We start from the raw sequence: 16343 nt of genomic DNA, 5'->3' as shown, positions 1-16343 counted from the left end.
CTCAGGCCCGCCCGGCGTCCATATTGCAGGTCTTATCCGAAAACTCATCATTCCGGCCTGAGCTATGAACACCAAACTTTTACGATCCCTTTTCACACTGTTTTGCGCACTGCTGGTTGCAACAGCCGCCCGCTCGGCGGTGATTTACAGCCATAATTTCAATAACCGGAATTTCGCCGCACCGACTGCCATCAACTCCAATATGACAGCCGTGTGGAGCGGGATCGGGGATCAACCCTACTCCCGCGACCAGGAAGGCCCGGGCATTGCGCTCTTCGCCCGTAACCATGTTTACGTGCTGACCATCACCGTGAAGGAACGCTTCCAGGCAGAGATCACCAGCATTACTTTCAGGCATTTCTCCGGCGAGACCTCCACAATGCAAATCAAGGTCAACGACGTCAATTATGGCAATTCATTCGGTTCAGGACTTCCAGATGGTGTCCGTCAACCGAACGAAAACCGTATCCAACCTGCGCAATACGTTCGTCGTCAAAGTGGCCGTTTCCAATTCGGGAACAGTCAACAGCTATTCGCAGCTCGACGATTTCGTGATCAACGGAAACGTCACCAGCTACGACCCCGCCACGGAGGCGCAGCCCGACGGGAATGGTATCCTGTACGTCGACGTCGATGCGAATGCGGGCGGCGACGGGAGCAGCTGGGACCATGCGCTCAACAAACTGCATTATGCAACACGCGCCGCCACAATGAAACCCGCCATTAAGCAGGTATGGGTTGCCGACGGCACCTACGAGCCGGAAGCCGCCGGGACGCCATTTCAGTTGACCGACGGCGTAGCCTATTATGGCGGTTTCGAGGGTTATGAAAGCGATCAGCGCGAACGGGTGCCGGGTTATAGCCCGACCTTGCTCAAAGGAATAGGCGGTAATGTGCTGTCGGCTTCGGACGTCGGGGCCACCACCCGGTTTGACGGCTTTACGGTCGTCGGCGGAACGGGCCTTACCGTTAGCGGCGAACAACGGGGCGGGGCTTTTTACCTGAACAATTCTACCCCGGTGATCGTCAATTGCATTTTCAATGAAAACCAGACCGACGCCTCCGCGGCTACCGGCAAAGGTGGCGCCATTTACCTGCTGAATTCGGGCCCGACCATTTTACAATGCCTTTTCACAGGCAATTCGGCCAAAGGCACATCCTCGGGCCTGGGCGGGGCCATTTACATCGACAACGCTTCTCCCGCCATCCGGAATTGCACATTTGCCGCGAACGCGGTCGGGGGTGGTTCCGCGCCGGGTAACGGGGGCGCAATTTACGTAGCCGGCGGATCTTCGCCTGTCATCGAGAACTGCATTGTCTGGAACAACGCCGACCCGGCATCGCCCGGCGCTGTCAGCGCCATCAACGGGCCCGGGACGCCGGTTGTATCCTATTCGCTCATTCAGGGAGGTTTTACCGGCGGGACCAACATCCTCGACGCCGACCCGCAATTCGTGGAACCGGAGGCGGGCAATTTCCGCCAGCGCAAAGGCAGCCCCGCCACCGACGCCGGCAATCCGGCCACCGACCTCTCCCTCCTCCCTCAAAACACCGACAACACGCCCCTGACGCTAGACGGTGCCCGCCGGCTCACAAGCGTGAGCATCGACCTCGGGCCATTTGAGGTAACGCCGAGCTCGATCTGGTATGTCAATGCCGCAAACACCGCGCCCGCACCCACCGGCGCGAGTTGGGAGAATGCGTTTTCCGATATCAACGACGCATTGACGCTGGCGTCGGAAGGTGACCAGGTATGGGTGGCACGCGGGCTGTACGAAATCAGTGGTTCTTACACAATGGTTCATGGCGTGAAGTACTACGGCAGTTTTGCGGGAACCGAAACGTCGCCCGACCAACGCCCGTTCCCTATCGGGCATGGCGATCCCGCTACCTCTTCTGTTCTGATAGGCTCGTCATCTCCGATCATCGACAATAATGCCAATGGGCTGACGCGCGAGGACGTGTTCGACGGCTTCCAGTGTCGGAGGTGCGTACGGAAGCGAGGGCGGGGCCATGCGCAATATCCAGGTTTCTCCCACCATCGCCAATTGTGCATTCCTCTTCAATGAAGTATTCGAAACCGGGGGTGCAATGTACAACTACGAAGCGTCCCCGCTGATTATCAACACGATTTTCAGGGAAAACAGTGTATCGTTCGGGGCCGGAGGGGCAATCAGCAACCGGTCCAACTCCAGTACAGTACTGGTCAACTGCCTGCTGGCGGGAAACACCTCGGACCAGCTCGCCGGCGCGATATATAACGAAAACGCGCAAATTACGCTTCTCAACTGCACAATATCCGGCAATACACAGCAATCACAGGGCACAATCGATACCCACGGGGGATCGGTCACCATCCGAAACACCATCATTTACGGTAACAATGGCGGCATTACCAGCGAGGATGCCGACGTCGCCGTCACATACAGCCTGGTGGAGGGCCGCACCGCAAGCGATACCGACCACAACCTGGACGGCACTACCAACCCGCAATTCACCGGGGACGAAAACTGGACGCTCCTGCCCTGCTCCCCGGCCGTCAACCGGGGGGCCAGCGAAGCCCTGCCGGATATTCCCGCGATCGCCACCGACCTCGCCGCCAACCCGCGTATCTATAATGTCCAAACCGATATGGGTGCTTATGAAATGCAGGCAGTCCCCGGTCCGGGCACATTACCTTCCGGCGGCGAATCGGCCACGTTGCCTGTATACGCAGGCGCGACGTCCATTACCGACAACTGCAAAACATTCGCCCTCATAGAACCCACCGGTGCCCCCGGCGCATTAGGCAATGTGACCGTAAAAACGTTTCTGGCGGCGGGAAACACGGTTTCGGAAGGTCAAAAAGTATTTGTGAAAAGACACTACGACATCACGCCCACCGGCACCGATGGTCCGGCCAAAGTGACTTTGTATTTTTCAAAACAGGACTTCGAGGACTATAATCAGGCCTATGGCAATGCCAACAATGCCTCTCTTCCCGCCAATCTGAAAGTGGTGCAATATCACGGAACCAGCCCGTACGGGTTCCCCGGCACCTACTCGGGGCCGACGCAGCTGATCACGAACGTAACGGTGACTGAAAGTGCGGACCACAATTCGTACGAGGTTTCATTCCAGGTGAGCGGGTTCAGCGGATTCTTTATTTCAGGACAGTCGGAAGCCGCCTTGCCGGTTACGCTCGTTTCTTTCAGGGCTGAGAAACGCGAGCATCAGGCTTATCTGCAATGGCAAACCAGCTCGGAAATCAACAGCCGCGGGTTCGAAATCGAGCGCAGCGGCGATGGCAGGCGATGGCATCATCTGGGCGATGTAATGGCCAAAGGCGGCGAATCCGTCGTGACCGATTACTCCTACACCGACCCTTCGCCCGTAACCGGTACGAACATGTACCGGCTCAAAATGACCGATGCGGACGGATCGTTCGCTTACAGCCGCATTGCCGTGCTGGATTTCAGGGACGAAACAGCCGCTTTGTACCCGAATCCCGCTGTCGGCACATCTGAAGTGCATCTGAAGGGTATTCCCGAAAACGAAATATCGAAAGTGGCCCTGTTCAATGCATCCGGCCAAATGCTGGCGAACCCGGTATGGAGGCGAGGTACAATGGACGTATCGCGGCTCACAGCCGGCACCTACATGGTGGAGATAGCCCGCACGAATGGTGATAAGATGCGTTTCAGGTTTGTTGTTGTGAAATAGCGCTCCCAAAAAAGTCGGCCTGCTCCCGGCGGATTTCGCGGGCCGGCTGCTATCTTTCGGCGGGAGACCGGCGGCATGGCATCCATTTCGCGGCTCCCGCTCACTTTATTTACTATTCCCGCATGTCTCCCAATCCCTGGCTTGCTGCCGTCAAACGCATTCTGGCCCTGTCACAAACCGGCCTTGCATTTCAACCGGGTGATTACGACCGCGAACGGTACGAAGAAATCCGGCGGATATGCCTGGACCTGCTGGCCGATATGAGCCACGCGCCGGTTGAACAAATTATCGAACTTTTGCCGCACGAAGTCGGCTACGTGACGCCCAAAGTGGATATCCGTGCCGTGATTTTCCGCGGAACGGACGAAATCCTGATGGTCCGAGAAAAGATGGACCACGACCGCTGGACACTTCCCGGCGGCTGGGCCGACGTGGGATATACGCCCCTCGAAGTAGCGGTAAAGGAAACCTTCGAAGAAACCGGTCTGAACGTGGAAGCGGTGCGCCTGCTGGCCGTTTTCGACAAACGCAAGCACGACCATCCCGAGGAACCGTGGTATGTCTACAAATTCTTCATTCTCTGCCGGGTTACAGGCGGCGAAATCCTGGCGCACACCACCGAAACCTCGGGTATCGGCTGGGTGAAATTTGAAGAGCTCCCTGCCCTGGATCTCTCGGTGAACCGGGTTACCTATTCGCAACTCAGCCGGTTGCTGCCATTCGCCGCCGATGCTACACTGCCCGTTTTGTGTGATTAAAGACGCATCAGTGCCGAAGTGCGCCGGTTACCGAATCCGGGTTAGCCCGGTGCCGCTGCTTTTATAGACATCCGCTGTGAAAAGGTACCGGCATTCAAATGGCGGTGTAACAGATAAATGCTATTTTGCCGCCCATTTAAACACATATTTACCATAACCACTATGAAACGTTTCCTCTTTTCTCTTGCAGCCACACTGTTTCTATTCGCGGGCGCATCCAACACCTATGCACAGGGCCTTTCGGTTGAAAGCCTGCTCGACAAGGCCGTATCATTGACACAAAAAGGGGACAAATCCGGTACCGCCGATGCACTCACCCAGGGAGCTTCGGCATTGGAAAAAGAGGCAAAGAGCTCGAACGGCAGCCTGAAAGACAAACTATTGGGTAAAGCGGGCGACCTGAAAGCGCTCATCCTGCTGGCGTCGTCGGGTAAGCTGTCGGGCGGCACGCTGGGCAAGGTGGTTAACGCCGTAAAAATGCTGATCGGCGCCAACCGTATCAGCGGTTTGCTCGGAAAAGGCGAATCCGGCTTGCTGGGCAACGCTTCCAGCCTGACGAGCAGCCTGGGATTGATCAAGGCCGGAAGCTCGGTTCTCGGCAGTTCCAACCAGTCGAAACTGAACGGGTTGCTCGGGGAGGCCACCAAAACTGTTTCAGGCCTCGATAAAAAAGGTCCGGCCGCCAAACTGGCCGCTGCCGCGTCGTCGAAGCAACTCGGGGGCATCGTCAGTCTGGTAAGCTCGGCATTGTAATCTTTCCGCCAGTCAAAAGAAGCGTGGGCCAGATTTGCCCCACGCTTCTTTTTTTGCCAATATAGCGCCGGAACGCCCGGTTGTCGCAGGGAGGATTTCGACTTACAAGACAACACTTACGGGCACGATGCAGGTTTAAAGTATAAGTTGAACGGGATAAAAATGAAGAAAACAATACTCGCATTACTCCTTGCCGCCGTCGCCATACCCGGGTTTTCCCAAACTGAAATACCGAAAGCCCGGCGCCTGAAATGGTGGCAGGATGCCAAAATGGGCCTTTTCATTCACTGGGGACCGGTTTCGCGCATCGGCAGGGAAATCAGCTGGTCGCGGGAAGGGTACGGGAAATCGCGATACGACTCCCTGTACCTGGGCTTCAACCCTACCCGCTTCGACGCCAGGGAATGGGTCGCGCTCGCGAAAGCTTCTGGGATGAAGTACATGGTGCTAACTGCCAAGCATCACGACGGTTTCTCACTTTTTGACACTAAAACCAACGATTACAGCATCATGCACACGCCATTCGGCCGCGATGTGTGCAAAGAGCTCGCGCAGGCCGCGCATGAGGCCGATATGCCCATCGGCTGGTACTTTTCAGTTGCCGACTGGAAGGATCCCGACTGCCGCAATCCCCGAACAAACGGTATTTTCGCTGAACGCGTACTGGAACAGGTGCGCGAATTGCTGACGAATTATGGCAAAATCAGCCTGCTCTGGATCGATTACGAAGGCTGGCCTACGCCGGTCGCACCTAAAAAGGTATACGACCTGGCACGCAATCTTCAACCCGAAATCATCATCAATAACCGCCTCGAACCGTTTACGCCCGACGAGTCGCACGCATATGTGGGTAAATACGCCGACTATGCCACGCCAGAAGGCTTCGTGGCGGGATACGGAAAAGTCCCCTGGGAAACCTGCACCAATATGGGGCATCAATGGGCCTGGAAATTCGGCGACGAACCGCGCAGCCTGAAAGAATCGGTGCATACGCTGCTGCGCTGTGTGGGCGGAAACGGCAATTTGCTTTTCAATATCGGCCCCGACAGTACCGGCGTCTTCCCGGCGGATTTCGCGGCAAGGGCGCGCGAAATGGGGAAATGGATCGCGCGGAACCAGGCCGCCATCTACAATACCAAAGGTGGCGTTTTCTCCCCCTCCGTCGATTATGTGAGTTCCTACCGCGGCAAACAGGTGTTCGTACATTTGCTCGATGCCGAAAAAAACACGCTCGCATTGCCCGCGATACCCGCCAAAATTAAAAGCGCCAGGCTGTCCGACGGCACGCCGGTTCGGTTTACCCAAAGCAGCAAAGGCATTACTCTTACATTCCCCGCAGACAAAATCGACCCGATCGCCACCATCGCCGTGCTGACGCTGGATAAGAACGCGGCCGGTATCCCGCCGGCTGTTCCGCTCCCGCGCAGCGGCTCGCTCGCCTACGCACGCAAGGCTACGGCTTCCAGTGCGGTTGGCCAGTTCTATCATGACGCGGCGGCGGCTTTCGACGACAATCCGAGAACGGCATGGAAGATCGGACGCCGGAAAGACGTCGACTTCTCCGAATATTACGGCAAAAACCTTCATTACCAGTCACCCGAGATCATGGCATTGTACGAGCCCACGGGCTGGCTGGAAGTGGACCTGGGTAAGCCGGCGACGGTGGGACGCATCAAACTCGGCGAATCGAGGTACGGGCAATCGGAAATCAGAAAGTTCGAAGTACTTTATCAGAAAGGAGACCAGTGGGTTTCGCTGGCGCAGGATACGGCGATGGGCGATTGGGAAAAGATCGTCACGCCTGTGAAAGCGCAGAAATTCAGACTGGCCATCCAGGATTACCACGGCTATTTCGGTGTGAACGAGTTTCAGCTGTTCCCTCCCGCCCCATAGCCCTGCCACTTTCCCGCTGCTGCGATTTACGAAAACCGGGTACCCGCGCGTTCGGGGAAATCGCCCCTGCTTATATTTCTGTTCGATGTTCTAAGGATTAAGGTTTGTTTTTAAACTTGATTCTGGAAAACGACATCAGCGGTTCGATGGGTTTGGCCTCCATATTTCTGAATACGAAATAAACGTCCTGTTTGCCGCTTGCGGGTTGCAGGGCAATGCGGACGGCCGGTTGTGCGAAGCGGCTGCGCGGCGCCGGTTTTGCCGTTTGCGCAGCAGGGGCTGACCCCGGTCCGGCCGCCTCCTTTTTGGCGCCATTTTCCAGTTCTGCCATCATTTTGGTAACATCCACCGGCTTGGCAACGGACAGTTTTTGCTGCCCTATCAAGATGCCGTCGGGTGAACCGAGGCGGATTTCGATGGTTCCCCCAACGCTGCCTTCACGCTGTTGAGCCGCTGCATTCAGTTCGACGGAATCGATACCGGTGAGGTCGATGGACGGGAACGCGATGTAGCTGTTCCCGAATGCAACTACCGCAAAACCTTGTCCGGCTACGCCCAATGCCTTGGTTTCAACACCTTTGGTAATGGGTGCTTCGGCGGCGTTGAGTTCGGGGCTGCGGAGGACAATCATTTCCTCGGTGGTTTGCGCCGGTACCGGCCTGGCAATACCCACCGGACGGTCGGTATAGGCGGCGCGGATAATCACGGAGCCTTTGCCATTATCCGCTTTCGGGATTTGCGGAGTATATTTCCCTTTCAAAGGCAGTGTAGAGAGCGTCTTTTCGGTGCTGTTCAGGATGTATTTAACAATTACCTCCACATCGGCGACGGGGAGCGCCGGGTGCGCCGCCATTGCCACTTCGCCCCAAACGCCCGAGCCGCCTTCGCGTACTTTCTTCACAAGTTTGTCCAGGGCACCCGGATCGGCCCTGTATTTGTTGGAAATATCCGCAAACGAAGGCCCTACCGATTTGGTATTCGGCTGGTGGCACACTTTACAATCGCTTTTGCTCATCAACACCTGTGCAACCGCAAATTGTGTGGTCGCATCGACGCTGCGCTGGCTCTGAGCCACTTCTGCATAATCGAAGCCTTCTGCGGTATAGTCGATGCTCACGGCAACCTGGCTGGCCTTGATTTTACCGTCGGCGGTGGTGCCGTCCTCCTTATCGGAAACGCCTACCGCGTAGCCGACAGGCTTATTTGGAAAGAAAAACGTGCTGTTACCGTCCAGTTCGATCGCGACTTTCGGCGGCTCGTTGCCCGCGATGATCCGTACCGACCGGCTATTGCTCGCACCTTTGGAATCGGTCACCGTGAGTGTGGCCGTGTATACCCCAGGTTTGTCGAATTTCACCTTCGGATTTTCGGTGGTAAATACCTTCGGAGCAATGCCGGGGCTGGTCACTTTCCAGTTGTATTTCAATGCGTCATTATCGAAATCCTTCGTTCCCCTGGAAGACAAAACGGCTTCGAACGGCACAGTACCGCCTTTCTTCTCTGCGGATACCGCCACCACCGGTTTGCGGTTACCCCCCATTGTATTCGATGCGCACGAGCCGCGAGTTGTCGCTTTTCCGGAACCAGTTACTTCCGTATTCGAGGATATATAAATCGCCGTCCGGCCCGAATTTGATATCGATCGGCTGCACGGGGTGATAGCCGGGCAGGACACGTTCCATCGACTCGTAATCGCCCTGCGCATTCATGGTAATAGCCATAATCCAGCCACGCGAAAAATCGGCGGCGATCCATTTGCCTTCGTAGTACGCCGGCCATGGACGTTTGGGCGCCTTAAAATCGGAACGGTGGTAAATGGGGCCTCCCGTGGCGCTGCGCGAACCCGAGCCTACGAGAGGGAATTTTTCAGACACGCCGTAGGGATAATAAATGAAGCTCGGTGCGGTGGGGGGAAGCTCCCGTAAACCCGTATTGTTAGGCGAGGTGTTGATCAGGTTTTTCGGATCCTTTTTTTCGCCGGGTTTATTATTGGCGTAGTCGAAAACCGGAAATGCCTGATCGTCCCCCACAAACCACGGCCAGCCGAAATTGCCCGGCTTGCGGGCCTGGTTCAGCTCGTCATAACCACGCGGCCCGATCTCGGAATCCTCGTTGGCGTCCGGCCCTACTTCGCCCCAATAAACGTAGTCTGTCTTGCTGTCGACCGAAATGCGCCACGGGTTGCGGTGGCCCATCGAGTATATTTCCGGGCGGGTTTTGGCGGTGCCTTTCGGGAAGAGGTTGCCTTCCGGAATGGTGTATGTCCCGTCCGGTTCCGGATGGATGCGAAGGATTTTACCTCTCAAATCATTGGTATTACCCGCATGCCCCTGGTCGTCCCAGCTCTCGCGCCCCGGACGCTCGTCGGTTTGCGCGGCTTTATCGTTGCCGGTATTGTTGCCGACCGTCAGAAAGAGATTACCGTTTTTATCCCAGGTCATACCGCCACCGGTGTGGCAGCATACTTCACGCTGGGTGGTCACTTCCAGGACTATCTTTTTCGAACTTTCCACAAGCTGATCGTCCACCAGGTCCCACCGCGCGAGAATATGCTTTTTCTCGGTAGGATGGGCATAATAGAGGTATATCCAATGGTTTTTGGCAAAATTCGGGTCGAGGGTAATGCCCATTAAACCTTCTTCCGCTTCCCGCGAGATGCCCTCCTTGCTGACATACTTCGTGTTAACCGGAATGGTCGCTATCAGCGCGGTCGTTCTGGTCGACGGGTTATACTTTTTCAAAGCACCCTTTCGCTCGATGATGTAGGACGAGCCGTCGGGCAGCACTTCGAATGCCATGGGTTCATCGAGATTATCGGCCAGGACTACCGGGGTAAAGCGACTTTCATCCGGTTTGGTAACAGTGTCCTGCATGGTAAATGCAGCCAGGGCGGCAACCGTGACCAGTTGGGCAGACCATCGCATCGACGAGACCAGTTTTTTGCGCGGGTTCGGAAAAGATTTAGGCATAGATATAAACACCAAAGTGAACCATTTATATATTATTTCATTTGACTGTTTTAAGGTTGGATTTTAACAAAACAATCCGCATTGCCTTTCTTTGACAGACAGTATTTGCGTCGAAAAACCACCGCCTGCGTACCGTTCGTCAGTCGGACCACCTGCTGCCTGGCGAAATATTTACCTACTCCAAAGGCTCCTTGCCGAAACCAGGCAATTACACCCGCAATAAAGCAATAATATTGCCACAAAATTCACCCCTGCCCGATCGCCGATAAGACAAAAGCCGCAATTTTCGTCCAAATATCGCATACCAACGCTTTCGAAGCGGCACCGCCGGCCCCCCCGGCAACACCCGGCTCATTGACTATCGATGACTCGAACAGCTCCACCCTCCCTTTCATCCTAAGGGACGATAACGAAGTCAGTGGATCGTCTTTACTTGTAGCTGATGCCAATCGCGTAGCGATGTAATATTTGATAGCGAGGTAATAGGGAGGCATTAAAATCCCGTCAGGGATGTAACGACAACAATGAGAGAAATGCCGTCCGTTGTCGTTACATGCCCAGAGGCATTAGCAGGGGGAAAGGGCACAAGACTGCTACCGATATTTCATGCCTAACGGCATTGCACGCTATATACCTTTCTTCCTTTCCCGTTCATCCTTCCTCCCCTTTTTCCCTTTCCTCCCTTTCACCGCGGATACGACGGACGACTTTTTACTTTTAAGATCTGCCGCAAATGCCGGTCCGTGTGCCCCCAATGGTAGATGAGCACCTGATGCATATTTCGTGGTTCCGGTGTGCCGGTGAGTTCGAAAATAGCCCGCATATCGGCGTCGCTATTGCGCACGAACGTCAGATTTTGCTCCCTTCCGCGCAGGAAGAACGTCAGGTTGTCCTTTCCTTTGATAAAACCTGTCGGTGCCGCGATTTCCGCTGCTTTGTGAGGGTTTGGCTCCATGATGAATTCCTGGTAATAGCTGTCGGGACGCGTGGTTTTGAGTAATTCCGGTTGCGGTTTGTTTCTTGCTCCGATACTGAGCTCCCTGGACCAAACGATTTCCCAGAGCGCCAGGTGCTCGACAATTTCAGCAATGGACCAACGGTCGGGCGCTTCGCGGAATGACCATTGCTCGGGTGTGAGATTTTCTGTTTCCCGTACCACCGCGTCGCGTGTGCGGATTAACTGGCCGATGGTCGACTGCTTGTCCGCCGCAGTCCAGAGCTTTTCCTGGCCGAAGCATCGTAAGGCCGCACAGAGCCAAACTACCGTAAAAAATGTAATGATTTTCATAGCCTTTGTTTTGTGAATAATCTGTGCCGGAACGCTGAACGTCATTTTTTTGGAGAGCACTCGTCCATTGCCCGGATTTCGGCTGCAATTGTATTCCATTTTGCCTGATTCGGCAATTATGATTATCCAAAGGTGAAAATCAGGACATATTATATAGCTTCAATTATTTAACGGAGTCAACGAAAAACGCTACCGGCTCAGGTGAGGCGGCAGGATATTCCTCAGCGTCGGATTATCGAGAAGGCCGCGCAAACGGACCGAATCGGGATACGGTATTTCAAACCGGGGTTGCACGAGCACGGACGCGTCGCCGGTTTTGAGGTATTTGCGCACGTTCGATTCCTGTTTCAACGAAAGTTCATAACTGCGGTAAACAGCGCGCATGTCGTTGCTCAGACGGATAACGTGCCCCATCATCAATAAGAAGAAAAATACCATTCCCAACCAGGCGATGCGCCGGGTCATGATGTTTATCTGGATAAACCGCGCCGCAAACCACGCATTGCCGATCAGACCCGGCGTGAATAATTCGGTGTAACGGGACGATACGCCATTCATTTCCTGCCCCCGCCCGTACGCGATCGCGATCGCCTGTACAAGTGACCACATCACGCAGCCGGCCATGAACATGTCGGCGGGTGTAAGGCGGCGCACACGCAAGAGCCAGGGCACCATTCCCAATGCGGGAATCCACAATGCCGCGGCGGCGGCCCAGCTCTTCGAAAAAGGCCACGCGAGGATATATTGCATTGCCCTCCACATTTCCGGAATGCTGCGTGAACGGTAAATCTGGTTAGCCTCGATTTGCGGCATGATCGAATACCCCACCACCGAAAGGCCCGCGAGCAAAACGGCCAGGACCATATGCCGGCGGTCGACCCGACGCCGCTGTATTCCCTGCAACGCATACACCCCCGCGGCGGCAAGCGGTGTGAGAATGCCGGAAGCCATCGTAAGCACGCTCAACCACGACAATACCAGCACACCTGCCATGGCAAAGAGACTGCCGGGATAGACAACCGCCAGAATGATGGCGAAAACGGTAAAAATGATCAAAAAGTAAAACTGGCTCTGGAAACCGACCAGCAGGTTTTCATAGGCAAACGGAAGCGAAAACTGCGCTATTATGACGACCAGCACCAGCCAGCGCGGACCGTACATTGCCTTTTGCCGCATTAAAAACAGCAGGATAACGAGCGGGATGCAGGCCGCTACCAGAATATTCACCCGTGCCTCGACGAGATTGTCCCAAATACCGGTGAAGTTAAAAACCACGAGGGACAGCAGCCGGGTAGGAAAAATCCGGTGCTCGTTATGCGGCTGCCATAGGTTGTGCGGTTCGAGTCGGCCTTCGATCCACGGCCGGAGCAGGAAGTCGCCCTCGGCATCCCACTGGTCCCAGTATGGCAGCGGAATGGCGAAGGTTTCCACAAAATATAAACGCGCCGCTGCGATAATCAGCAGCGTTGCAAGCAAGGCAAGGATATTTCTAAGAGACATAAAAAGTTTCACGGACCGGTTGCTATACTGGAAAATCCGTGCCAGCAACGCCACGAGAGCCAGTTATCTGGCGGTCGTGATTTTCCGGCCCGCGGACGTACCGTCGGCATTCCGGACGTCAATATGGTAAACTCCCGGCATAAGTTCATCCACAGCGATACGGTTACGCTATATTTTGTGAACGAAGGTAACGATGCTTCGTCCCTTTACCGGAAACCTGCCACCTGCGGCGCCCGCCTTCACGGGCGCAAGGTCGCTCTGCGCGGAGGTTTCATAAGCCCTTGCCGCACCCGTTTTCAGCCCCGATGCGAGCGAAAATTGCACCTCCCGGTCCTGGTTATCGCTGTTCACGATCACGGTCACCAGTTCGTTGTTTGTATTTCGATAGGAAGAAACCAGCAGCGCATCGGTACCCAGGCTGCTCGAAGCCTCTACGCGCCTGGCGCCGGGGCGCACGAAGCGGCTGAAATTACCGAATGCCCAGAGCATTTTGGAAGACCGAAAATTACCATCGGTTTTATTTTTATCGATGTAAACCAGTCCGTCTTTGTACTCATAGGGCGAAACCGACAGCCACCAATGCCAGGCCGACGCATTCGCATTCACGAGATCGTTATGAATCACCCTGGCGACGTACAGCCCCGAATTGATACCCAAATCCCGGCCTTCCCCCTTTATTTCACCCTCATTATCACCCAGAATGCAGTATTCCGACTGCCAGTATTCAAGCCCCGGCACGGCCGCCAGCGTGCCGGCAAGCTGCCTGCGTTTCTCGACGGCGGTTTTATAGGGAGAAGTCGTGAAATAGCTGTGCCCGGAAATCGCCGGAAGCACATTGGGCAGGTTGCCGACGTAATCGGGGCTGTTTTTATCGAAGAACGCGGTAATCTGACTGGCGCGTCCCGGGCGGTTGTGCTCCGAGTAGAGATATTCGATTTGCCCGGCTTCCGCTATATTGATCAGGGTCGGAAGGTTCTTTTTTAAAAGCGAAGCGCTGAGCGAGCGGGTAATTGCGGCGATCTGGTTATTGAAATAAGGCGTCCCCTCCTGTCCGCCATCGCTCCAGTCCCATTGCGGCTCGTTTACCGGGCTTACGTACCGAAACGTAATGCCGGTCTTCTTACGCACCCCGTCGATCACATCGGCCAGGTAGCCGGTAAACTTATCGATCTGCCGCGAGGCAAGGTTAGGTTGGCCGTTGGTAGTGAAGCCTTTTCCGTTGGTCGTGAACTGCACCGGAGGGGTATTCGGAAAAATCAGGAACTCGTCGACGCCCCGTTCTTTGGCCGCATTCAGAAACCACATCTGGCCCGCCTGCTTATTCCAGTCGTAGCCGCCATCCTGCGCGAAAAAGGATTCGGCACGCCGCCATTCGTCGCGAATACCGCTGGCATCGCCCTGTTCGGCGGTGCCGCCACCGGCATTGAACCGCCAGAGGGAGAGGCCGATGCCCTCCGGGCGACCGTCGGCAAGGGTATCCCGGCTGAAAAGCAGGTCGGCGATGGCGTTCTTTTTGGCCAGCGGCCAGTTGCCTGCAAACTGGCAGGCCCAGGCATCGGAGCCGCCGAAATGGCGGATCGTCTGGTAAGTTCTGGATGGATCGATACGGATAGTTACCACTTCGGCCGCCTGGCCGGCAGCAGGTTCGCTGCCATGGCAGCCTATGGATGCAGCCATGAGGAGTCCAAGAAACAGCGTCCCCGGGTTTTGAGAAATTTGCATGGAACAGGTAGGTCGGAGAATAGATAAAAAACAACTCCCGGTGATGGTGGCACCGGGAGCGAAAAAGGAATTTGGTCAATAGCCCGGGTTTTGTTCGAGCTGGTTGTTCGAGGCCTGGATCTCGGTACGCGGGATCGGCAGCCAGTATTGCTTGTCGGCGAAGCTGCGGCCCGTCAGCGCCTCTTTCCGGGTGTAGGTGAACGTGTTGCCGCTCTTCCCTACTTCCACGCCGTAAGCGGGCACATTTTCAGTCGTATTCGCGATTTTCCAGCGGCGTACATCATAAAAACGATGCTCCTCGAAAGCCAGCTCGATACGGCGCTCGTTGCGGATACGTTCTCGCATCTGCGCTTGTGTGAGCCCTGCGGGCAATGCGGGCATGTTCACGCCTGTGCGCTGGCGAACCGCGTTCACCGCGGCATAAACGCCCGCATCGGGCCCGGCCGCTTCATTTTGCGCCTCCGCGTAATTCAGCAGGATTTCGGCGTAGCGGAAATAAATCCAGGTTTGCGTACCGGCCACGTCCCACGGGTTGTCGATCGGCAGATTGTCGTTCATGAATTTTTTCAGGTAATAGCCTGTCTTCGACGTATTCCAGTTCGAAGGGCCGTCTTTACTGTCCTTGCCACCCGGTGTGAACGTTTCCACAGTGCTTCCACGGTAAGAGGCGCCATTGTAGAGGATAGTGGCATAAAAACGCGGGTCACGGTTTTTGTACGGGTTTTTCGGATCGTAACTGGTATTGGTGTCGGTAATGCGGGTGCCGTCCATCATTTCGTAATCGTCCACCAGGTTCTGCACCGGCACGTTACCGCCCCATGCATTATAGCCATTGGGCCCGTTCGCTATTTCAAGGCATACGTGGCGTGCGCCTACCGCGTACAGGCGACTGAAAATCACTTCCGGATTATCGGTAGTCGTGAAAAGGTTGCCGTAACCGCCGGTATAGAGACTGTATTTGTTCAGGTCCATCACGGCTTTGGCCGCCGCGGCCGCTTGCTGCCACGTCCCTGCGTTGTAAAGCGGGCTTGCCGCGTAAAGAGCGAGCCGCGATTTCAACGCCAGTGCCGCACCTTTCGTTGCCCGGCCGAGTTTCCACGTGTTGTTGTCGTTCGAGGCCGGCAGCAACGCCGCCGCTTCGTCGAGCTGTGCTATGGTATAGTCAAGTCCGGCTTTGATATCCGTCCGCCGGAAGAGTTCCGGGTTGGTCAGATCGTCGTTGATTTGGTATACTTTATCGCCCAGCAATACCACCCTGCCATAATTGCGGATCAGATCGTGGTAGCGGAATGCGCGGATGAACTGCAATTCGCCCTTCAGACGGCTTCTGCGGCCGGCGCTCATCGGCACCTGATCGATATTGGCCAGCGCGTAATTGATTTCGCGGATGCTGCGGTAGCTCCGGCCCCAGAATGTACCCGCGATGCCGGTGTTCTCCGGTGCGATCTGCCCGCGCTGGATGAGCCAGGTATTATCGTCGTTATTATAAATCGATTCATCGGTCACCGACGACCACATCGCGTATTCGAAGCCGCGGCCGAAGCCGGGCAGGGTACCCTCCGCTTCCTTGTCGGCCAGTCGCACGCCCATGTAGCGGTTCGTTACATAGGCTTCAAAAAGTACCGAGTCGGAGAGAATGGACGCATCGGAAACACGGTCCGTCGGCACCACGTCCAGGAAATTCTGGTCACAGGCAAACAGCGAGAACAGCATCGCCGTTGCCAGAACGGGTAGTTTTAAGCTTTTTATATTCATGTC

General features: G+C 55.5%; 11 protein-coding genes. 5 read left to right on the top strand and 6 right to left on the bottom strand.

Translation table 11 applies throughout. The annotated features are described in order from the left end of the window. Window positions 1-407: 407 nt before the first annotated feature. The 5 genes from ABV298_RS26625 to ABV298_RS26605 all read left to right on the top strand — a co-directional run bounded on the left by ABV298_RS26625 (window position 408) and on the right by ABV298_RS26605 (window position 7106). Window positions 408-2069 (top strand): right-handed parallel beta-helix repeat-containing protein, encoded by a 1662-nt coding sequence (locus ABV298_RS26625; protein ID WP_353719174.1) that lies wholly within the window; start codon window positions 408-410, stop codon window positions 2067-2069. After that, window positions 2014-3702, top strand: coding sequence for a T9SS type A sorting domain-containing protein (locus tag ABV298_RS26620; RefSeq protein ID WP_353719173.1), 1689 nt, complete (start codon window positions 2014-2016; stop codon window positions 3700-3702). Before ABV298_RS26625 ends, ABV298_RS26620 begins: the two co-directional genes overlap by 56 nt. Window positions 3703-3824: 122 nt before the next feature. After that, window positions 3825-4460, top strand: a complete 636-nt coding sequence (locus ABV298_RS26615; RefSeq protein WP_353719172.1) for an NUDIX hydrolase — start codon at window positions 3825-3827, stop codon at window positions 4458-4460. Window positions 4461-4622: 162 nt separating this feature from the next. Next, a complete protein-coding gene (locus ABV298_RS26610; RefSeq protein ID WP_353719171.1) occupies window positions 4623-5213 on the top strand; it encodes a hypothetical protein in 591 nt (196 codons plus the stop codon). A 162-nt stretch (window positions 5214-5375) separates the two neighbouring features. Beyond that, a complete protein-coding gene (locus ABV298_RS26605; RefSeq protein ID WP_353719170.1) occupies window positions 5376-7106 on the top strand; it encodes an alpha-L-fucosidase in 1731 nt (576 codons plus the stop codon). A gap of 97 nt (window positions 7107-7203) precedes the next feature. On the opposite strand, the gene ABV298_RS26600 is transcribed toward ABV298_RS26605, so the two are convergent. The 6 genes from ABV298_RS26600 to ABV298_RS26575 form a co-directional block, all read right to left on the bottom strand. Then, a complete protein-coding gene (locus tag ABV298_RS26600) occupies window positions 7204-8646 on the bottom strand; it encodes a PKD domain-containing protein (protein WP_353719169.1) in 1443 nt (480 codons plus the stop codon). Next, a complete protein-coding gene (locus ABV298_RS26595; protein WP_353719168.1) occupies window positions 8636-10075 on the bottom strand; it encodes a PQQ-dependent sugar dehydrogenase in 1440 nt (479 codons plus the stop codon). The genes ABV298_RS26600 and ABV298_RS26595 overlap by 11 nt, the downstream gene beginning before the upstream one ends. A gap of 685 nt (window positions 10076-10760) precedes the next feature. After that, window positions 10761-11363 carry a DinB family protein gene (locus ABV298_RS26590; RefSeq protein ID WP_353719167.1) on the bottom strand — a complete coding sequence of 201 codons (603 nt, stop codon included), beginning with the start codon at window positions 11361-11363 and terminating at the stop codon, window positions 10761-10763. Between the two features lie 189 nt (window positions 11364-11552). Continuing rightward, the gene (locus ABV298_RS26585; protein WP_353719166.1) at window positions 11553-12863 is read right to left on the bottom strand and encodes a hypothetical protein; all 1311 of its coding nucleotides are present in this window, start codon (window positions 12861-12863) and stop codon (window positions 11553-11555) included. A gap of 168 nt (window positions 12864-13031) precedes the next feature. Next, window positions 13032-14585, bottom strand: coding sequence for a glycoside hydrolase (locus ABV298_RS26580; protein ID WP_353719165.1), 1554 nt, complete (start codon window positions 14583-14585; stop codon window positions 13032-13034). A gap of 75 nt (window positions 14586-14660) precedes the next feature. Beyond that, on the bottom strand, window positions 14661-16340 hold the full coding sequence (locus ABV298_RS26575; protein ID WP_353719164.1) for a RagB/SusD family nutrient uptake outer membrane protein: 1680 nt from the start codon (window positions 16338-16340) through the stop codon (window positions 14661-14663). Window positions 16341-16343 lie beyond the last annotated feature (3 nt).

Origin of the sequence: Dyadobacter sp. 676, from assembly GCF_040448675.1 — a bacterium.
Classification (GTDB): Bacteria; Bacteroidota; Bacteroidia; order Cytophagales; family Spirosomataceae; genus Dyadobacter.
This window is presented reverse-complemented; position numbering and strand designations above follow the sequence as displayed.